Source organism: Acinetobacter sp. ANC 4204 (assembly GCF_002135205.1).
Classification (GTDB): domain Bacteria; phylum Pseudomonadota; class Gammaproteobacteria; order Pseudomonadales; family Moraxellaceae; genus Acinetobacter.
In genome coordinates, this window is record NZ_NEFZ01000007.1 from 26,108 (window position 1) to 46,069 (window position 19,962).

At 38.2% G+C, this 19,962-nt stretch carries 16 protein-coding genes; 9 read left to right on the top strand and 7 right to left on the bottom strand.

Annotated features, from left to right (window positions below; all coding sequences use genetic code 11):
* The first annotated feature begins 3 nt into the window (after positions 1 to 3).
* The 7 genes from B9T36_RS13805 to B9T36_RS13835 all read left to right on the top strand — a co-directional run bounded on the left by B9T36_RS13805 (position 4) and on the right by B9T36_RS13835 (position 7,823).
* Positions 4 to 540 carry a DUF2058 domain-containing protein gene (locus B9T36_RS13805; RefSeq protein ID WP_086210046.1) on the top strand — a complete coding sequence of 179 codons (537 nt, stop codon included), beginning with the start codon at positions 4 to 6 and terminating at the stop codon, positions 538 to 540.
* A gap of 267 nt (positions 541 to 807) precedes the next feature.
* Positions 808 to 2,046, top strand: a complete 1,239-nt coding sequence (locus B9T36_RS13810) for a mechanosensitive ion channel family protein (protein WP_086210047.1) — start codon at positions 808 to 810, stop codon at positions 2,044 to 2,046.
* 303 nt (positions 2,047 to 2,349) lie between these two features.
* Positions 2,350 to 2,508, top strand: a complete 159-nt coding sequence (locus B9T36_RS19265) for a hypothetical protein (RefSeq protein ID WP_228147006.1) — start codon at positions 2,350 to 2,352, stop codon at positions 2,506 to 2,508.
* A 244-nt stretch (positions 2,509 to 2,752) separates the two neighbouring features.
* On the top strand, positions 2,753 to 4,606 hold the full coding sequence (locus tag B9T36_RS13820) for an ABC transporter ATP-binding protein (RefSeq protein WP_086210048.1): 1,854 nt from the start codon (positions 2,753 to 2,755) through the stop codon (positions 4,604 to 4,606).
* Between the two features lie 309 nt (positions 4,607 to 4,915).
* Complete coding sequence (locus tag B9T36_RS13825) at positions 4,916 to 5,944, top strand: AraC family transcriptional regulator (RefSeq protein ID WP_086210049.1); 1,029 nt, start codon at positions 4,916 to 4,918, stop codon at positions 5,942 to 5,944.
* Between the two features lie 70 nt (positions 5,945 to 6,014).
* Positions 6,015 to 6,389 carry a glycine cleavage system protein GcvH gene (gcvH, locus tag B9T36_RS13830; protein WP_086210050.1) on the top strand — a complete coding sequence of 125 codons (375 nt, stop codon included), beginning with the start codon at positions 6,015 to 6,017 and terminating at the stop codon, positions 6,387 to 6,389.
* A gap of 252 nt (positions 6,390 to 6,641) precedes the next feature.
* The gene (locus B9T36_RS13835) at positions 6,642 to 7,823 is read left to right on the top strand and encodes an MFS transporter (RefSeq protein ID WP_086210051.1); all 1,182 of its coding nucleotides are present in this window, start codon (positions 6,642 to 6,644) and stop codon (positions 7,821 to 7,823) included.
* Positions 7,824 to 7,866: 43 nt separating this feature from the next.
* Here the strand turns inward: B9T36_RS13835 and B9T36_RS13840 are convergent, their stop codons facing one another.
* The 6 genes from B9T36_RS13840 to B9T36_RS13865 form a co-directional block, all read right to left on the bottom strand.
* Entirely contained in the window at positions 7,867 to 9,060 is a 1,194-nt protein-coding gene (locus B9T36_RS13840; RefSeq protein ID WP_086210052.1) for a PilT/PilU family type 4a pilus ATPase, read from the bottom strand.
* A 237-nt stretch (positions 9,061 to 9,297) separates the two neighbouring features.
* Positions 9,298 to 10,359 carry a 3-deoxy-7-phosphoheptulonate synthase gene (locus B9T36_RS13845; protein ID WP_086210053.1) on the bottom strand — a complete coding sequence of 354 codons (1,062 nt, stop codon included), beginning with the start codon at positions 10,357 to 10,359 and terminating at the stop codon, positions 9,298 to 9,300.
* Positions 10,360 to 10,830: 471 nt separating this feature from the next.
* Positions 10,831 to 12,933, bottom strand: a complete 2,103-nt coding sequence (locus tag B9T36_RS13850; RefSeq protein ID WP_086210054.1) for an EAL domain-containing protein — start codon at positions 12,931 to 12,933, stop codon at positions 10,831 to 10,833.
* Positions 12,934 to 13,405: 472 nt separating this feature from the next.
* Positions 13,406 to 14,572, bottom strand: a complete 1,167-nt coding sequence (locus B9T36_RS13855) for a fatty acid desaturase family protein (protein ID WP_086210055.1) — start codon at positions 14,570 to 14,572, stop codon at positions 13,406 to 13,408.
* Positions 14,573 to 14,584: 12 nt separating this feature from the next.
* Positions 14,585 to 15,613 carry a flavin reductase family protein gene (locus B9T36_RS13860; protein WP_086210056.1) on the bottom strand — a complete coding sequence of 343 codons (1,029 nt, stop codon included), beginning with the start codon at positions 15,611 to 15,613 and terminating at the stop codon, positions 14,585 to 14,587.
* Positions 15,614 to 15,841: 228 nt separating this feature from the next.
* On the bottom strand, positions 15,842 to 16,957 hold the full coding sequence (locus B9T36_RS13865) for an S-(hydroxymethyl)glutathione dehydrogenase/class III alcohol dehydrogenase (RefSeq protein ID WP_086210057.1): 1,116 nt from the start codon (positions 16,955 to 16,957) through the stop codon (positions 15,842 to 15,844).
* Between the two features lie 118 nt (positions 16,958 to 17,075).
* Here B9T36_RS13865 and B9T36_RS13870 point away from each other — a divergent pair, with 118 nt between their 5' ends.
* Both B9T36_RS13870 and B9T36_RS13875 read left to right on the top strand, forming a co-directional pair.
* The gene (locus B9T36_RS13870) at positions 17,076 to 18,629 is read left to right on the top strand and encodes a phospholipase D family protein (RefSeq protein WP_086210058.1); all 1,554 of its coding nucleotides are present in this window, start codon (positions 17,076 to 17,078) and stop codon (positions 18,627 to 18,629) included.
* A gap of 259 nt (positions 18,630 to 18,888) precedes the next feature.
* The gene (locus tag B9T36_RS13875) at positions 18,889 to 19,326 is read left to right on the top strand and encodes a hypothetical protein (protein ID WP_086210059.1); all 438 of its coding nucleotides are present in this window, start codon (positions 18,889 to 18,891) and stop codon (positions 19,324 to 19,326) included.
* Between the two features lie 36 nt (positions 19,327 to 19,362).
* Here the strand turns inward: B9T36_RS13875 and B9T36_RS13880 are convergent, their stop codons facing one another.
* On the bottom strand, positions 19,363 to 19,956 hold the full coding sequence (locus B9T36_RS13880) for a uracil-DNA glycosylase family protein (protein WP_086210060.1): 594 nt from the start codon (positions 19,954 to 19,956) through the stop codon (positions 19,363 to 19,365).
* Positions 19,957 to 19,962: the final 6 nt, after the last annotated feature.

The window sequence follows — 19,962 nt, forward strand, 5'->3', positions numbered from 1 at the left end:
GTTATGGTTAAAAATGCATTACAGGCTCAGTTACTCAAAGCCGGTTTAGTCGATAATAAAAAGGCAAAAAAACTCTCTAAACAAGCAGTGCATGAGCAAAGAACTGGTCAAAGCAATGAAGCTGAGATTAAGGCAAAAATTGCGCAAGACAAACAGCAAAAATTAGAGAAAGATCAAGCCATAGAGCTTGAGAAGAAAACACTGTTGCAAGAAAAAGAGCTCAAAGCAGCCATTATTCAAATGATCTCACAGCATAAAATCCGTGATACGGATGGCGAAGTCATCTACCAATTTATTGATGATGGCAAAATCAAAAAACAATATATCAATCAACAAATTTATAATGCCCTAGTTGCAGGCAGTTTGGTGATTGCTCGTGATCATGACAACTATGCTTTCTTACCAAAAGCTTTAGCTGAACGTATCAATGCTAAACTTGAAGGTTTTATTATTGTCAATAACTCAGAAAAGAATGAAGCTGTCACTGATGAAGAAGATCCTTATGCAGCCTATGTCATTCCAGATGACTTAATGTGGTAATGATTTGACCATTTAACGTTCAAGAAGCTTCCGACAAGGAGGCTTTTTTACAATAAAATGATAGTGATAAATCCCTCGTTATCATGTTGGTCTTTTATCTTTCAATCCAACACATCTATTGAATCTATCTATAATTCAGCCAACGCTCCCAACAACGAGTAAATAATCAAGTCGTTGAAAACGTGTATAAATTTAGTGACATGATTTGATTAATCTGTATAGCTGATTACACTATTTTCAGTGTTTTAATCAAAAGAAGACTAAATTTTGGATAAATTTCATTTTATACAGAACTTAAAAGACTGGTCAGATCAGTATCCTTGGATCGAAATGCTCACAGGGTTTTGCATACTGATTTTAATTGCAATATTGGCCTATATTATTGCTAAACATGTTGTTGTCCGTGGTATTCGGCATCTCATCACTAAGCTAAAATTTGCCAATCATGACATCATGTCGCAGCATAGTGTGATTCGTCGAATTGCGAACATTGTCCCAGCAATCGTCATTATGAATGGTATCGTCACCGTTCCCCACCTGTCTGCGAAAATGGTCAGCTTTGTGCAAATGGCAGCGCAAGCATTCATCTTCTTGACCATCGCCTTAGCCATCGGTGAATTGCTTAATATCTTCAATTTGGTGTATCAGCGTAATCCTAAATCACGCAATAAACCCATCAAAGGTTATTTGCAACTCATCAAGCTGATTATCTTTATTGTCTGTGGTTTGATGATTCTCGGGACTTTCCTGAAAAAAGATGTCTTCACTTTGCTTGCAGGTTTTGGTGCAATGGCTGCAGTGTTGATGCTGGTTTTCCAAAATACAATTTTGTCATTGGTGGCTTCTGTGCAGATTTCATCTTATGACATGGTACGTATTGGAGACTGGATTGAAATGCCCTCACTTAATGCCGATGGCGATGTGATTGATATGTCATTACATACCATTACCGTACAGAATTTTGACAAAACATTCACCACCATTCCAACCAACAAATTGGTCACCGATACCTTTAAAAACTGGCGTGGAATGTCACAGTCTGGCGTTCGGCGTATTAAACGCTCCATTTATATTGATCAAAGCAGTGTTCATTTCATGTCAGAAGAAGAGCAAGTTAAACTGCGCGATTTCCTGTTACTAGATCAGTATTTAGATCATAAGAGTAGTGAATTGATTGAGTTTAATCAAAAACTTGACAATACATCACCGTGTAACCAAAGACGCTTGACCAATATCGGAACGTTCCGTGCTTATGTCGAGTTATACCTTAATCAGCATCCCAATATTTCAAAACACCAGTCCCTCATCGTACGTCAGTTACAGCCAACGGAAAAAGGTTTGCCACTAGAAATTTATGCATTTAGCAACCAAATTGCATGGAAAGACTACGAGGCTATTCAGTCAGATATTTTTGATCATTTAATTGCGATTATTCCAGAGTTTGGACTCAGAATTTACCAAGCACCTTCAGGGCATGATATGCAAGTTGCACTATCTGAACATTAAATTTCTTATTTAGCACACTCAAATAGTTTCAATTTGAGTGTGCCCAAACTTTTCAAATATATAAAAATACTTACTAAGTCTATTGGCTTAATTTTCATCCTTTCCCGGGAAAATCTATTCTGCTTTAACATTAATGATTAAAAACTGTGTTAATTAGATTGAGTATTGTGTAAATAAATTACATGAATAATTACATGAAATATACGTCTTTATCACAACATCCACCTTTTCTCTTCATTAAATTAGCCATTCCTTTTAACTTTAGTAAGACATTCTAAAATGAATACTTTAAATAAAACTTTCATGGCTACTCTTTTAGCTGTTGCAGCGACTTCTTCCTTTGCAGCAGAAGCGCAATCTGTAGAAACAACTCAAGCGGTAGTTACAACTGAAAACACGACTTCTGCTTCGGAAGCTACTGCAGCTGATGTTACGGCGACTTCGGAAGCTCAAGCAAACTAACACATTAAGTGTTTCAGGGAGTCCAACTTAAATTGGATTCCCTTGTATAAAACACCATGTCTAAGCACAAAATTTGTATTAAAAGCAATTCTCTCTGGACAAAACTACCATTTCCTAAACAGACACATGGTCTTGTAATTTACAAACAACTGAACGACCTTTTCATGCTAAAATTCTCGAACTCTGATTATCTATAAAACAAACTGTTATTCCCTAAACAGCTTATTTTTACAAGGTTTTATTTATGTTCAAATGGTTTGAAAAGCGTGTTGATCCCTATCCAGAAGAAGGACTAAACCAGCCTTTACCAACCACTTTCTTTCCATTTGTTTGGCAGGCAGCTAAAGGTGTCCGTCAATATTTAGTGATTTTAGTTTTATTCACTGCTGGTGCGGCCAGTTTTGAAGCACTCCTTTATGCAAAAATTGGTGAACTGGTAAATTGGCTCAGCAAAAGTCAGCCTGAAACCTTTTTAGCAGAACACAGTTCAAACCTTAGCCTGCTGTTTTGTATTTTGTTAGCCAACATTTTCTTTGCCAGCCTCCAGTCCATTATTAAGCACCAAATTTTGTTTAGTTCTTTCCCAATGCGTTTGCGTTGGCGCTTTCACAATCTTTTGCTGAAACAAAGTCTCGACTTTTTTCATAATGATTTTGCAGGACGATTGTCTGCAAAGGTCATGCAAACAGCTCTCGCCGTACGCGAGTTCTGGGTCATTTTAGGCGACATGTTGGCCTATGTATTGATTTACTTTATCACTGTCAATCTAGTCCTTGGTGCTATTTCACCGTTGTTAATTGTGCCTTTGCTAGTTTGGTTGGCTTTATTTATTTGTGCTGCGTATTACTTTATTCCACGTTTAAGCAAAGTCTCTAACGAACAAGCTGATGCTCGTGCGGTGATGACAGGCCGTGTAACCGATGCTTATACCAATATTCAAACCGTTAAACTCTTTGCCCATGCTGGGCGTGAAAGCCAATATGCCAAAGCCTCGATGCAAGAGTTTATGGTTACGGTCTATAAGCAAATGCGGTTGGGCGCAAAGTATGAAATTAGCATCCTATTTTTAAATGTCGTGCTCTACGTTGGTGTCCTCGGCACAGCTGTCTGGTTATGGATGAATGGACAGGCTGAACTTGGTGTCATTGCAGCAGCAACAGCCATGATTTTAAAGCTGAGTAGTATTGCTGAGTTTATCATGTGGCAAACCTCAGCCTTATTTGAGAATGTCGGTACCATTCAAGATGGGATGAAAACGCTTGGTCGCCCGATTAATATCCAAGATAAGCCTAATGCTAAAGACCTTGAAGTTAAACAAGGTGTGATTGAGTTTAATGACGTAACTTTTGCGTATAACAGTAAAAATGTCATCGACAATTTAAACTTACATATTCGTGCAGGTGAAAAAATTGGGATTGTGGGTCGCTCTGGTGCAGGTAAATCCACCCTCATTCAACTTTTATTACATTTTTATCAGTTAAAACAAGGTGAAATTTTAATTGATGGACAAAATATTGAAGACATTACTCAAGATAGCTTACGTCGCAATATTGCTTTAGTCACTCAAGATACCTCCTTACTTCATCGTAGTGTCGCTGAAAACATTAAATATGGTCGTCCAAATGCAACAGATGAGGAAATGTTTGCTGCCGTACGCAAAGCCAAAGCTGAAGAGTTTATCCCACAACTAACAGACTTACGTGGCAAATCGGGTTATGAAGCCTATGTCGGTGAGCGTGGGGTAAAACTTTCAGGTGGACAACGTCAGCGTATCGCAATTGCTCGAGTATTCTTAAAAGATGCGCCTATTCTGATTTTAGATGAAGCCACCAGTGCCTTGGATTCTGAGGTTGAAGCTGCGATTCAATCTAGTTTAGATGACCTCATGGAAGGTAAAACGGTAATTGCAATTGCACACCGACTCTCAACCATTGCACAAATGGATCGTTTAATTGTGCTCGATGAAGGTCATATTGCTGAGCAAGGGACGCATGAGGAACTGATTGAGAAAAATGGCATTTATGCACATTTATGGCAGCGTCAGACAGGTGGTTTTTTAACAGAACAACATCCGATCAAAGCGCAAAAGGAAGCTTAATATACTAAACAATATTATTGACTGAATGATCATTTAAGCCTAGATCTCCTTAGAGGTGATTTAGGCTTTTTAACTTATCTATAGTCACGATTAGCCTATTTATAACAATCGTTATAAGCACAGTAAAATACTTATGTGTGCAACGAAAAATTATGCTATTTATTATTTACTTGAAAGGAATTCAAACACCGATAAACTGAACCTATATTTGCTCAAAGTATATTGTCAAACAATATACTTCATGGATTTTCATTATTCATGCCAATATAACTTCAGACCGAAAAGAAAGAAAAATGCAATGGATCGCGCATGAAAACAGTTTCACTTCGCCAAGATCAAGGAATTCCTGGTGTTTATGGCTTATTGTTATTAGATGTTGTGTCTCGCTGGGGCTATAACGCAGAGGCACTCTTTTCCCCTTTTCAACTCACCAGCGAACAACTTGCTGAGCCTGATTTTCGTATCCCAGTGCATACTGCGAATGAATTGGTTAAATTAGCCAGTCGTCTGACTGGTGAGCCCACTCTAGGCTACCATCTTGGTACGCAGATGCGTATTTCAATTCATGGTTTCATTGGCTATGCCATCATGACCACACATGATATTGGTGAAGCTTTGGTTCTGGCAAATCGTTTTATTCAACTACGTATGCCTTTTTTGCAGCTTTTCTTTTCTACCTTTGGCGAAAAAGCAACTTTACAATTACGTTGCGATGTTGATATTGAACCTTTGCGTACGGATATTGCGATCAGTATTATTTTTGGGATTGTGTCAATGAGTAAGGCACTCACTGGTATTGAGGCTCTGGCTGGTGAAATTGATTTCGATTTTCCAGAGCCAGAAGGCTTTGACCGCTACCGCACAAAGTTGCCTAACCATAGTGTTCGTTTTGATCAACCTCATCTACTTTTAAGCTTTGATAAACATTACTTAGGCTTTAAAATGGTCAATGCCGACCCACTTGCAAGCCAAATTGCGATTAATCAGTGTGAAGCCGAACTCTCCGCTATGGGTGAACGCCGAAGATTATCTATGCGAGTTCGTGACATTCTAACCCGATCGGAACAACACTACTTAAGCATCGAGCACGTGGCTGACCTATTACACATGTCTGATCGAACACTGAAACGCCAATTGGCTGCTGAAGGTACTTCATTTTCCACCATTGTTGACGAAGTTCGATACCGCCATGCCACCTCACTACTTTCTCGTACTGACTATAGTCTGGAACAAATTGCAGATGAACTAGGATATAGCGATGTAGCCAATTTTAGCCGTGCATTCAAACGCTGGAGTGGTCGCAGCCCAAGTAATTGGCGTAAAGATCCCTATTTATAAGCCTTTTGTTTTTATAAAAAAGCATGTATAAATCATGCAAAAATGTTTTTTGTATTTTAAGGAGTTATTCATGAATCATCCTTCAGAATTGAAGTATGCAAGTACACATGAATGGGTGCGTATTGAAGGTGATCTGGTTGTAACTGGTATTTCAGACCACGCACAGGATGCTTTAGGCGATTTAGTCTATGTTGAAACCCCAGAAGTTGGTCAACAGATCACAGCTGGTCAACAAGCAGGCGTCGTTGAATCAGTCAAAACAGCTTCTGACATTCATGCACCCGTATCAGGCACCGTTGTTGAAATCAATGCAAATTTGGAAGATGACCCAGACTTTGTCAATGATGACCCCTATGGTAAAGGTTGGATTTATAAAATTAAGCCTGACAATATGGCCGATGTTGAACAGCTTCTATCAAATACAGCCTATGAAGCTGGACTATAAATAAAACTGAAGCATTTGAAATAAGCAAAGTCAGTCTTCGGACTGACTTTTTATTATCCTCCTATTTTAAGAAATAAATCATTTTCTATAGCACAGTGACCGTCTATTTATTTCCATTTATCACAATAACTACACTTTTCACGTTTTTTGTACTATAATTAAACAATTCTAAACTGTACGATAGCGTCTCAAGATCCCTGCATAAAAAATATAAAAGCGCCTTGTGACTTAGCCTCAAACCAAAGGTTCAGCATGCCCACGTCCAATACCCCAACGCTATGGAATAAGTCTTTTATTCTTTGCTTATTCAATAATTTGTTCTTATTCATTTTTTATTTTGCACAAACCACCATTCTACCAATTTATATTTTAAAAGATTTGGGCGGAAATCTTACGCAAGCAGGTTTAGCCATGACCTTGTTTATGGTTTCATCCATTGCTGTTCGACCTTTTAGTGGACTGATTATTGAAAAATTTGGTCAAAAGAAAACACTTTTCATTTCTGAGGCCTTATTTTGCCTATTTTCCTTAGCTTATCTCTTAGCTGATAACTTACAGGTGCTTTTATTAATTCGTTTTCTGCACGGCATCTGGTTCAGCATTGTTACAACTGTGGCTGTTCCTATTGTGAATGAGTTTATCCCAGAGAAACGTAAAGGCGAAGGTATGGGCTATTTTGTCATGTCAATTAACCTAGGTATTGTTCTGGGACCATTCATCGCTTTGACGCTTATTCAGTCTATGTCTTATCAAATGGTTGCAGGATTTTTGGCATTTAGTGTCTGGCTTGGTTTTCTCTTTTGCTTTTTTATCCCAATTCCTTCGAAGCCCAAACATTCTAAATCTAGTAAAAAACATAAGCTCAGTAGAGATGATTTTATAGAAATAAAAGCCTTAAACATTTCGATTATGGCCATGATTATCTCTTTTTCCTATGCCAGCATCATGTCGTTTATCTCTACCTATGCAGAGTCTAAGCATCTGCTTAATTATGCAAGCTTGTTTTTTATTGTCTTTGCTATTGCTATGATGAGCCTACGCCCTATTACTGGCAAGATTTATGATCAACATGGTGCAAATTATGTAATTTATCCTGCTATTCTCTTGTTTAGTTTAGGTCTTGTAATCCTAAGTCAAATTCAATCATTAGCGGGCTTGCTCATTGCAGCAGTATGTGTAGGTATGGGCTTCGGTTCAGCTCAACCCTGCCTACAAACCCTAGCCATTCAACGTGCTGAAAAGCATCGGATTGGACATGCAACTTCCACATTTTTTACCATGTATGACTTAGGTATTGCTTTAGGTTCAATTTTGCTGGGACTACTGATTTCAAAACAGGGCTATAGTTTCACCTATTTACTGTGTGCAACAACGACAGCTTTAAGTTTACTCTTCTATACTTATGTCGTAAATCGTAAAAATATATCTAAATAGAAGTGTCCGCAGGTTCTGATCATTAAACATACGGACTCAAAGCTTAGCTTTCAGCTTGTGTTTCTTCTAAGTCTTTTGACTTCTCAGGAGTTGTTTGATCAAAAGATAAAACACTACTTGTATTCAAATGTGGATTTGCTCTACTGCTTTTGAGTTTAATTTGTAAGCGCAATTCATTTACCGAGTCTGCATTGCGTAATGCTTCTTCATAGGCAATTGCACCTTGATTATACAAATCAAATAAAGCCTGATCGAATGTTTGCATTCCAAGCTCTCTTGACTTTGCCATCACTTCCTTAAGCTCATGAAAATTCCCCTTTAATATCAAGTCTGACATCAAAGGCGTATTGAGCATGATTTCCACTGCTGCCCGGCGACCACGACCATCTTCAGTACGAACTAAACGCTGCGAAATAATCGCCTTCATATTTGAAGATAAGTCCATCAAAAGCTGATTTCTTCGTTCTTCTGGAAAGAAGTTAATAATACGGTCTAGGGTTTGATTGGCATTATTGGCATGCAAAGTTCCAAGACACAAATGTCCTGTTTCTGCAAAGGCAATTGCATGCTCCATCGTTTCAGTATCTCGAATCTCACCAATTAAAATAACATCAGGTGCTTGGCGAAGTGTATTTTTTAAGGCATTGTGCCAAGAATGGCTGTCCACACCTACTTCTCGGTGAGTAATCATTGATTTTTTGTGCTTATGTACATACTCGACAGGATCCTCAACGGTAATAATATGCCCTGCTGAGTTTTCATTTCGATGGTCAATCATGGCTGCTAAAGAGGTTGATTTACCAGATCCTGTACCACCAACAACCAATACCAGACCGCGCTTTTCCATAATCACATCTTTTAAGGACTCTGGAAGCTGCAACTTGGTAAAATTCGGTATTTCCGCAGCAATCGTACGAATAACCATCCCTACTTGTAGTTGTTGCTGGAAGACATTGACACGAAAACGAGAAACATTGGGAACACTAATTGCAAAATTACACTCAAGCTCAGTTTCAAATTCTTGACGTTGCTTTTCGTTCATTAAACTATAGGCAAACAGCTTAGTTTGATCTGCTGCTAAGTTCTGTTGCCCTAAAGGCTTCATCAAGCCTTGATGCTTGATACTCGGAGGAAAGTCCGCAGATATAAATAAATCTGAACCGCCATACTCAACCACCTTGGTGAGCATGTGGAACATCATTCGACGAGCTTCTTCTAAGAGTTCTGCAGTATACATAGTATTCTCTAAAAATTAGTGCAAATAGCTGACCCTAAAAAGCATTTTTGTTAAAAATACAATTTGTTATCATGTTTCTAAGGTTACTGATTGTGCATAACTTTAACCGCTAGCTCAACCTCATTTATTCTTTCATAAATAATTTTTAACTTATTTTTCAAATTATTATCAGTATTTTCTGAACTACATCACAAAAAAAGACCTTCAAATCTGAAGGTCTTTTTATAGGTACTTCAATCATGCGCTGCGCTGTATAGCATGCATTCTTAAAGTATCAGCAATATCTAATAGTACCTGTTGTGTTTTTTCCCATCCTAAACATCCATCCGTTACCGATTGGCCATAGACCATATCTGATGAGATCTTTTGATGACCATCTACCAAGTAACTTTCAAGCATGACACCACATACATTACTTTGAGCACGCTCTTCAACAATACTACGCAATACCTCAGGTTGATTGAGCGGATTTTTGGCACTATTACCATGACTACAGTCAATCACTAGAGCCGGTAATTCGCCTTTCACTTTATCCTGCATTTGGCGAATATGTGTTAAGTCATAATTAGGTCCAGAATTTGCACCGCGTAAAATTAAATGAGGCTTCGGATTTCCAGTAGAGTGCAACATACATGCCATGCCTTGCTGACCCACCCCCATGAACTGATGCGGATTTGTCGCTGACTGAATCGCGTCCAATGCAATTTGAATAGAACCATCTGTCCCGTTTTTGAAGCCTATGCTGAATGGCATGTGACTTGAGATTTCACGGTGAATTTGCGACTCACTCGTACGTGCACCAATCGCCCCCCATGCCAACAGATCATCAAAATATGCAGTTGCCATTGGACTTAAAATTTCTGAGGCAATAGGCAGTCCTTTTTCAATAATGCTTAAATACAATGCACGAGACTGCTCTAGGCCTAACTGCATATTTGAGGAACCATCTAACATTGGGTCGTATAAAAAGCCTTTCCAGCCAACGGTTGTCCGTGGTTTCTCAATATAAGCACGCATAACGAAGAAAATTTGGTCTGCAACTTTGCTCTGTAATTGTTTTAATTTTTCAGCATATTCTAATACTGCAATCGGGTCGTGAATAGAACATGGTCCTGTAATCACCATAAGACGATGATCCTGCCCACTCAAAATCTTTTGAATCGTTTGACGCTGTTCAGCAATTTGTAAGTTTAATGCTGCTGAAAGTGGTAGCTGTGTTTTGAGTTGCTGTGGTGAACTTAAAGACGTTTCTTGAGCTGTTTGTTGAGCTTGTTGTAGTGCAGTATTTAGAGCATTCATTGGTTTGTATCCTTTGGACTGTGGTCTCAGTCCGAGCTTTTATTTGAGCGTTATGGGTCTAATGGATTGTTCGGCTGAAGTCATAAATTGACTAAAGTAAAACCAATAAAAGTTGCTAAAGTATGAATAGTTAATCGTTTTCATGAAGTTCTCCAAAATTTATTAAAACAGCAGATATAAAAAAACCTGATCAGGGTTGCCGATCAGGTATTAACTGGGTGGGCAACCTTTTGATGCCCGAACGCGTTCAGGCAACTATCTAAATTGCCAAAAATAATATGTCGCGTTAGAAACTACAGGTTGCTTTAACATTTTTATATCTTCAAAAATATGTTATCTGAAATTTAAAATACGCTGATTTTTTTGCTTTTACAACACTTTTTTATAGAAAAGTGTTGTTCTATCTCCATAAACACAACCCTCCAGGAAAATCGGAAATCATGCAAGCTGTCTTTGTCTAAAGATCAATGTTTAGTGTCGTTTTAATAATTGAATTTCAGCCTGTTGAGCCGAAACTGGAGGGCTAAACAAATAGCCCTGCCCAATATGACAACCCATTTCCCTTAAAAGTTGTAATTGAGTAGCTGTTTCAATACCTTCAGCAATAATATCCATAGATAATAAGGGGCCCAGTTTAGCTAATCCCTCAACAATCGCATAAATTGATTTATCTTCACTTAATCGCTGTACAAATGAGCAATCAACTTTAATGATATCAACAGGATAGTCTCGTAAATGAGTTAGTGAAGAATGCCCCGTGCCAAAATCATCTAATGCAATTCTCACACCATTGGCTTTAAGTTTTTTTAAAGCTCGAATAACGTACTCATAACCCCGTTCTGCTAAATGGTACTCTGTGACTTCTATTTCAACAAATTTTGCTGGAATAGCATGTGTTTTAAGCCGTTTTAAAAATATTTCTGCGAAGTTATCTCGCATAAATTCAACAGGTGCAGCGTTGATTGAAATAGGAACAACCTTTAACCCTTTTGCTAGCCATTCAGTAATCTGTTTAAAAACCTGATTCTGCATAATTTCACTTATACGACTAGATAGCTCATAATCATTAAACGCAGCAGCAATTCTTGCAGGGCTTTGAATATTATTATGTTCATCTCGCCAACGTAATAGCGCTTCATAACCAATAATTTTTTCAGACTTTAAACAGACTTTAGGCTGAAAATAAGCCTCAATAGTCAAGTTACGAATAATTTGATGTGCGCAATTCAGTTGTGCTGAATGCTCTCGAACAGCATTAAACATGTCTTGATCAAACATTCGCATACCGCCACGCCCTTGGGCTTTAACATCGGTAAGTGCGGTATCTGCACACTTCATTAACTCGACAATATCACTAGCATCATCTGGATATAAGCCACAGCCGATACTCATGCCTCCATTAATATAATTACCTGCGAATGTAATCGGGATCTCTAATTGCTTTAAAATCAGTTGAGCAATTTCATTGAGTTCACCAATATCTCGTACATGTGGAATAATGACTCCAAACTCATCACCGCCAAGACGCGCCAAGAATGCTCGTCCTTCAAGAGTCTGTTTTAAGCGTTTAGATAATATGCGCAAAAGATGATCGCCTGCAGCATAACCCAGCGTATCATTAATTGTTTTAAAGTGATCTAAATCCAACAACATCACAGCAAGCTTTTGCTTTTTATCCCGTGCATTTGTATATAGTTTTCTTATTTTTTCTTTAAACGCTCTACGGTTATTTAAGCCTGTAAGTTCATCCCGTTCATTTCCTTGTTTAAGCTTTTGTTCTGCCAAGTATTGTAAAGTTACATCACGTGAAACACATAAAATACTTTGGGTTTTACCATCGACATCTAGTACAGGTGTAAGCACATTATCCCAGTAATAGACACTGTCTTTAGAAAAGCTCATGCCATTAAAACGTGAGTTTTTTCCATTGTTAGCATCGAGCATCGCCTTTTTAGCTTTTTTACGAATCGCTTGTGGCAAAATTCCGATCCAAGACATGCCAAACTCTTTTAAATCTGCACGCCCAAAAAAATTTTCACATGCTGACTTATTCATGTGTGTGATTGTGCCATCAGGGTCAACCACAATAATACAATCCACACTGGCATCCAACATATCGGCATGAGCTCTTAAAAGAGCCAATGATTCAATATGGATTTTCATGCCCTGATGAATATTGGTACAACTGATTTTAAACCCACCGATTGGACTATTTTCCAACTCAGCTTGAATTAAAAACCAGTGATACTCGCCTTGTTGGTTGCGAATTCGGCAGGATTTTTCAAATTTATGCTCGACTACAATTGCTTGATGCAAAAAATCATCGAGTACTTGAACATCTTCAGGATGAATATAATGAAGTAAATTAAATTCTTGTTCTGATATATTCATCACACCCAAATATTGGCGTAGCGGTAAGTTTAGGTACTTACATACATGACTATGCATCCAAAAAAGCTGAGGAATAGAATCAATCAATAAACTGTCATTTTTAGAAATGGCAGTTTTCCCTGCCTCATGTTCATAAGCAAAATTTTTAGATTTAATTTTCGGCTGTGATTGGATTCGCGACATAATAATTATCTGCAACTTAAACTAGCTGATTTAATCCGTAATCAGACATATTGTTTAAAAAAGAAATCAAGCAAAGTCATAAATATAAATTAAAAAAACAAAGAAAAACAAATGTGAAGTGACGTTGCGTGATTGCCATCACACCATGCATCATATACAACTTATATGAGCCTATACCAATGAAAAATTGCAACATTTACACAAATCCGACAAATAAACAGAAGCGATATTTGAAATTAAACTCAGCCTATCCTTGCTGGGGAAAAGAGCATATAAAAAAAGTAATAAAATTTAAATAATAACAACTAGATAAAATAAAAGTTCAAACATGCAGACAGATCACTGATTATTTTTAGTTAGAATGAAACATTATTTATCAGTATTTTATGCGCTAATTTTGAGCAAAAAAAGAAGTCTAATTGGTAGATCCATTCCAATTAGACTTTTACTGAATTAATGCATTTTAAATACATTAATTCAGTAGCGCTTTCTTCAATAAATTTAGATTGTGTTTAATAAATGAAAATGAATTTTCATTCTTTTCATAGCACTGGTTTGGTAATGAATATTTCGCCAATTTTGCCCAAACAGATGAAAACTGTTTGATAAAACTGGCTTCATTGTAATGAATCCCATAATCCGCACATAATTCTTTAACTTTTGGGGCTACTTGGACGTAGCGATTTGCAGGCATATCTGGAAAAAGATGATGTTCAATTTGATGGCTCAAGTTGCCACTTAAGATATGGAGCCACTGTGTTCCAGTAAAGTTACTCGAACCTCGAATTTGACGCAGATACCATTCAGCCCGTGTTTCATTGTCGATATTGTCCATTTCAAAATTTTCAGCGTCTTCGGTAAAGTGACCATTAAAAATCACCGCGGATGCCCACAAGCTACGAATAACATTCGCTACAGCATTTCCTGCAAAGACAGGCAATGCATTTGGCCCAGCGATGATGGGGAAAAAGACATAGTCTTTAATCACTTGGCGTTTCATCTTCTGTCTAAAATTATATGACTCTACCCAAACTTCACGCCATGTTTTGGTTTTATAAGCGACCACATCTTCGATATGCAGATTTTGTATGCCAACGTACCACTCAAAAAATACCATCAACTGAGCAGCTAAAGGCAAATTCAGCAAAAAGCGAGGTTCCCATTTCTGTGCATCACTCACACGGACTAAGCCATAACCGACATCATGATCCATCCCGACAATGTTGGTATAGGTATGATGGATGTAATTATGTGTATGCTTCCAGTCGGGACCTGTGGCCATAGTATCCCAATCATAATTGCTACCATTGAGACTCGGATCATTTAGCCAGTCAAACTGGCCATGCATGACATTATGCCCAAGTTCCATATTTTCTACGATCTTAGATACCCCCAATAAACCTGTGCCCAAAAGCCATACTGGAGGTAACCACCCTGCAAACATGAGCATTGTACGTGCGCTTATTTCGCTATAACGGACAAAATTTCGGATTGTGTAAATATATTCGGCATCTTTTTCATTGAGGCTTTCCATCACTTCACGGCGGATCGCTTCAACCTTTAAGCCAAACTCTTCGATTTGTGCAGGACTTAAATATTTGGATTTACTGCTTTCACTAAAATATACGGGAAGATTCATATCTATACCTTCTTAAAGGTTAATTACAACAGGACTAACCGCCTGTGAAATGCATAACTTAATTTGAGTGTTATTGTTTTGATCCAGTTCACCTGTGAGTAGATTACGCACCACACCCTGAACTTTGGTACATGAACAAGTATTACAAATCCCCATACGACAGCCATGTGCGGGACGTAAACCCGCCTGTTCGGCACTTTCTAATAAATTGCTTTGAGCTTGAAACTGTTGCTGCGAACGTTGAAATGTGACCATTTGAGCGTTCTGAGTGTGATCGACAGTAATTTGAAAGTATTCGGTATGCAGATGGTCAATTAAGTCTAAACCCTGATAGATTTGTGTCAGACTTTGCATCATATTGGCAGCACCGCAGGCATAACATTCGCGTTGTTCAAAACCTTCAACCTTTTGGCTAAGCAAGTCTTGACTCAGATGTTGTTTATCCAGCAAGGTATTTATATGATGATATTTAAACTGCGGATAATGTTCCGCTAAACGTTGCAGTTCTACGTGAAAGGCATCATCCCGCGTAAAGTAAATTAGATCAATATGGGAAACTATTTGTGTTTGTTTTAATGCAGCATTAATCAATGCGTAAATTGCAGTAATGCCACTTCCAGAGGCAATCATTAGTGCAGAATGAGGCTGCGTTTTTAAAACAAATTCACCCTGCGATTGGGAAATTTCAACTACACTTTTTTCGAACTGCTGAGTAAGCGTATTTGAGACTTTTCCCTGTTTTCTTACAGCAATCACAAGATTACCATTGTCTAAAATCTCGACAATCGAATAGCTACGTTGCCAACGTACACCACCTATAAGCACCGTCACTAAGATGCTTTGCCCAGCTTGATAACCAGCGACTTTAAAATGACGATTTGGCTGTAACTGCATGCACACGAAGTCATCTGACAAATGATGCTTTGCAACAATCTGTGCTTTGGCCTTTTTCCAAGCCCACAGCGGATTTACTTTTTCAGCTAGAAAATCCACAAAATCTTCTCGAACCCATTCTGGGTGGTACTCAATATGCTTTCCCATAGTCACCCTCTGATCTAAATTTATTTTTATACAAGTGTGCATTATTGAATCATCAAGATACGGTTAGAAGTTGTTTTCAGCTATGTCATAAAAGGACAAAATCTAACAAATTGACATTTTCTATCATTTTTGTCTAACAATATGAACAGTTTTGCCACCCCACTTTTCGTTTCATTAAAAACAAAAAAACCAAGCCTAAGCTTGGTTTTCTAAATGTATTACACTGAATTAGTCTTCAAAATGAATCACTGTACGGATAGATTTGCCATCATGCATCAAATCAAACGCTTCATTGATTTTGTCGAGCCCCATAGTATGAGTGACAAATGGAGCTAAACGAATGTCTCCACTCATTGCTTCTTCAACCATACCCGGCAGTTGTGAACGACCTTTTACACCGCCAAAAGCAGTCCCTTTCCAAGTACGACCAGTAACCAGTTGGAACGGACGTGTTGAAATCTCTTGGCCTGCACCTGCTACACCAATAATCACCGACTGTCCCCAACCACGGTGAGCACATTCCAATGCTGAGCGCATGACATTGGTGTTACCAATACATTCAAAAGAGTGATCAACTCCCCAACCCGTCATTTCAACAATGACTTCCTGCACAGGACGGTCGTGCTCTTTCGGGTTTACAAAATCCGTTGCTCCAAATTCTGCTGCTAATTTATATTTGTCAGGGTTCGTATCAACCGCAATAATACGACTGGCTTTAGCCTTTTTTGCACCTTGTACAACTGCTAGACCAATACCACCTAAACCAAAGACAGCAACGGTATCGCCCTCTTGTACTTTGGCTGTATTTTTAACTGCACCTAAACCAGTGGTTACGCCGCAGCCCAATAGACACACGTGCTCTGGGTTCGCATCTGGGTTAATCTTCGCCAAAGATACTTCAGCCACTACAGTATATTCAGAAAAAGTTGAACAGCCCATATAGTGGTAAATCGGTTGACCATTGTATGAGAACCGAGTGGTACCATCTGGCATCAAACCTTTACCTTGAGTTGCACGAACAGCTACACATAAATTGGTTTTACCTGACTGGCAGAATAAACACTCGCCACACTCAGCTGTATATAGTGGAATAACATGATCGCCCGGCTGAACGCTAGTGACACCTTCACCCACCTGAACCACGATACCCGCACCTTCATGGCCTAAAACCGCAGGAAAAACACCTTCAGGATCATCACCAGATAAAGTAAATGCATCGGTATGGCAAACACCTGTATGCGTAATCTTGACTAAAACTTCACCCTTTTGCGGTGGAGAAACATCAATTTCTACAATTTCCAGAGCTTGTCCTGGTCCAAAGGCAACGGCCGCACGTGATTTCATTTTCGCTATCCTTAACAGCTATTTAACAGATGAGCTACAGTAACCGCTTTTTATTCACGGTTTCAACCTATAACATGTGAAATATATAACTTATAAAAATTAGGTCTTTAAAACCAATATGCAGATATCAACTTTTTGTAGACCACTAATTGTACTGAGTACAGCTTTTACACTCGCGGGATGCCAACTCGCCCCCAATCAGGCTAAGCCCTCAGCCCCAGTCGAAGTTTTTGCACAGCATTGGCTCAATGAGCAAGACGTATCTACACAACAAAAGCAAGGGCTTACAGCCTATTTGGCGCTTGATGAGGCTTTCATGAGTATTGCTTCACGTCTACATTTGATTCGCGAAGCTAAACACAGTCTGGATGTTCAATACTATATTTGGGGGGATGACTTTATTGGTCATATGATGTTACATGAACTGCTAAATGCTGCGGATCGTGGTGTAAAAGTACGTTTATTAATTGATGACCAAAACGGCACTGCATTAGATGAAACGTTCAAAACATTAGTCGCCCATCCCAATTTTGAAATTAAATTGTTCAATCCTTACAAATACAGACATTTACGTGTGATTGATTATGCTTTCCGCTTCAAGCACATCAACCATCGTATGCATAATAAACTTATCATTGCCGATGGCGCCATTGCCGTAACTGGTGGTCGTAACATCAGTAGTGAATACTTTGACGCCAGTGAAAACTTCCAATTTACCGATTTAGACATTTTGTTTTATGGGCAAGCTGTAGAGCAAGCCAATCGTGTATTTCTAGACTTTTGGAATGATGACTTAAGCTACGCTGTACCACAATTAATCGGTCAAGGAACTCAACAAGCGCTGACTGATTTAAGACAACATTACGAAGCTGATGCTTTAGATAAAAACGTTATTGAGCGAAAAATTGATCGGGCACGATCAGAAGTCAATACAGAGCTGAATCAACATCCTGTAAATTGGGCTAAAGCACATTTTATTGCAGACTCTCCCAATAAAATTCGAGCGAATGCAAAGCCTCATGAAATGATTGTCAATCAAATGTTTAATTTGATGGGCAAGCCCGAACAGCATATGGAGTTAGTTTCAGCTTATTTTGTTCCAACAACGGCTGGTACGGAGTATCTTTCAAGCCTTGCGCAAAATGGTACTCGCGTTCGCGTTCTGACCAACTCTTTATTTGCCAATGATGTGGCAATCGTTCATGCATTTTATAAAAAATATCGCCACGATTTACTTAAAAATGGCGTAAAGCTGTATGAGTTTAAACCTTATATTGAAAGAGAAAATCGAACATGGTATGAAGTTGCTACAGGTAATGTGATTCCAGCAAAAGGCAGAAGCTCATCTCGATTACATGCCAAATTTTTTGACATTGATGGAAAAGTATTCATTGGCTCATTTAACTTCGACCCGCGTTCAGCTCATTTAAATACGGAAGTGGGCTTAGTCGTGGAGTCGGATCAATTACAAAATGCAATTTCTGAAAAGTTAGATCAGTATTTGCCTCATATTGCCTATGAATTAAAACTCGATAAACAAGGGCAACTCATTTGGCTCGACCGTCAAAGAGATGGCACTATTATTGAACACCACAAAGAACCCGAAACAACCAAATTCCAAAGATTTATGATGAAAACTGTCTCATATTTACCTATTGAATGGATGATGTAATGACAAAGAGATGACGATTAAACATTTTAACTCACTTACTCTGACTCACTATACACTGCACAAAGTCTTCATATTGATCATTTGGTTTAAAAAATAAGTTGAGCTAAAAGCCAAATGTAGTGAACGTTATGAAAAAATAAGCCCAAACTCATCTTATTTAATACTTAAATTCGCTCATAGCTTTGAAAGATTTTACTCACTCCAGACTTTGATTTAACATGTCCAGCTTTCGTTATATCCCTCCTTTTAAAGCTCAGTAATGCAATTTTTTGATTTAAGCCAACAGTTTAATTTAAGCAATATTTTAACCCCATATAAAACACTTGATGATTTGGCTAAGCAAGAGTGGGTTCTAAGTAAAGTTCGTGTAGAGCATGATTGTTTAAGTGATCAAGACAATATAGAAGGACAAGTGGTTTTAAAGTCCAACGAAAATATTCAAATCGAACTCGAATGGCTCATCCAAGATACTGGACATGAACTATTGATCCAGTTTAAAGGAATAGAAACGCCAGTAACCGAAGAAACCTTTGTTCTCATCAAAGGTGCCCAGTTAATAGATGAAAGTCGAAGTCCTCTTTCCTCAAGTGCACTCAGTCTCTGGTTAGATGGAACTTTATTTCCCTTACTACCACAACTACGCCAGCAAATTAAAGCACGATTGAATTTATGGGACTATGTTGAATATGATGATTAATACAAATCATTTATCCATCAGATCAACTAAAATGACTTAAAGTAAGCCTATTTCTTTAAATAAGCATTGATAAGCATCAGCTTTTTTCTCTAAAGCCAAAGGATAAGCGCGCGAAGAGGATGGCATGCGATACAGACCCAAGTCTCGTCCTGCAAAATGTGTCTCAGACTTCATTCCAATTTGTGGTTTTAAAGTCCCATTAGGCATAGACAGCATGAGCGTATCAGTGGCTTTATCACCCGTAGTCATGACATTATGACACTCGGGCATCTGTTTAAGTAAATGTTGTAGATTGGTCGGGGTAACGATTTGTAGAAACTTATCCGAAGCATTGCCTTTTTGGCGGATCACTTTATAGGCTGTATCAAATATCGCAATACCTCGTTCATTTAAAAAAGTACGGATTTGTTGTTCTTTAAATGTCTTCTGCTCGATATTGAGAAAATAGTTTTTATCTTGAAAAAAACACAGACCAAATATTTTCCACATATCATTTTGAAAATTTGGATAATAAAAATCCATTTTCCAGCGTGTTTTCGGTGGAGGAAAACTACCTAGCATTAATAATTTGGCATTCTGTGGTAAAAACGGTTTGAGTGGATGTGTTTCAATTTCAACTGAGGTCGTCATAAATTA

Excerpts from the sequence above, each read along its gene's own strand:
- B9T36_RS13805 (WP_086210046.1), top strand. The coding sequence starts at position 4 with ATGGTTAAAAATGCATTACAGGCTCAGTTACTCAAAGCCGGTTTAGTC.
- B9T36_RS19265 (WP_228147006.1), top strand. The coding sequence starts at position 2,350 with ATGGCTACTCTTTTAGCTGTTGCAGCGACTTCTTCCTTTGCAGCAGAA.
- B9T36_RS13820 (WP_086210048.1), top strand. The coding sequence starts at position 2,753 with ATGTTCAAATGGTTTGAAAAGCGTGTTGATCCCTATCCAGAAGAAGGA.
- B9T36_RS13825 (WP_086210049.1), top strand. The coding sequence starts at position 4,916 with ATGAAAACAGTTTCACTTCGCCAAGATCAAGGAATTCCTGGTGTTTAT.
- gcvH (WP_086210050.1), top strand. The coding sequence starts at position 6,015 with ATGAATCATCCTTCAGAATTGAAGTATGCAAGTACACATGAATGGGTG.
- B9T36_RS13835 (WP_086210051.1), top strand. The coding sequence starts at position 6,642 with ATGCCCACGTCCAATACCCCAACGCTATGGAATAAGTCTTTTATTCTT.
- B9T36_RS13840 (WP_086210052.1), bottom strand. The coding sequence starts at position 9,060 with ATGTATACTGCAGAACTCTTAGAAGAAGCTCGTCGAATGATGTTCCAC.
- B9T36_RS13845 (WP_086210053.1), bottom strand. The coding sequence starts at position 10,359 with ATGAATGCTCTAAATACTGCACTACAACAAGCTCAACAAACAGCTCAA.
- B9T36_RS13850 (WP_086210054.1), bottom strand. The coding sequence starts at position 12,933 with ATGTCGCGAATCCAATCACAGCCGAAAATTAAATCTAAAAATTTTGCT.
- B9T36_RS13855 (WP_086210055.1), bottom strand. The coding sequence starts at position 14,572 with ATGAATCTTCCCGTATATTTTAGTGAAAGCAGTAAATCCAAATATTTA.
- B9T36_RS13860 (WP_086210056.1), bottom strand. The coding sequence starts at position 15,613 with ATGGGAAAGCATATTGAGTACCACCCAGAATGGGTTCGAGAAGATTTT.
- B9T36_RS13865 (WP_086210057.1), bottom strand. The coding sequence starts at position 16,957 with ATGAAATCACGTGCGGCCGTTGCCTTTGGACCAGGACAAGCTCTGGAA.
- B9T36_RS13870 (WP_086210058.1), top strand. The coding sequence starts at position 17,076 with ATGCAGATATCAACTTTTTGTAGACCACTAATTGTACTGAGTACAGCT.
- B9T36_RS13875 (WP_086210059.1), top strand. The coding sequence starts at position 18,889 with ATGCAATTTTTTGATTTAAGCCAACAGTTTAATTTAAGCAATATTTTA.
- B9T36_RS13880 (WP_086210060.1), bottom strand. The coding sequence starts at position 19,956 with ATGACGACCTCAGTTGAAATTGAAACACATCCACTCAAACCGTTTTTA.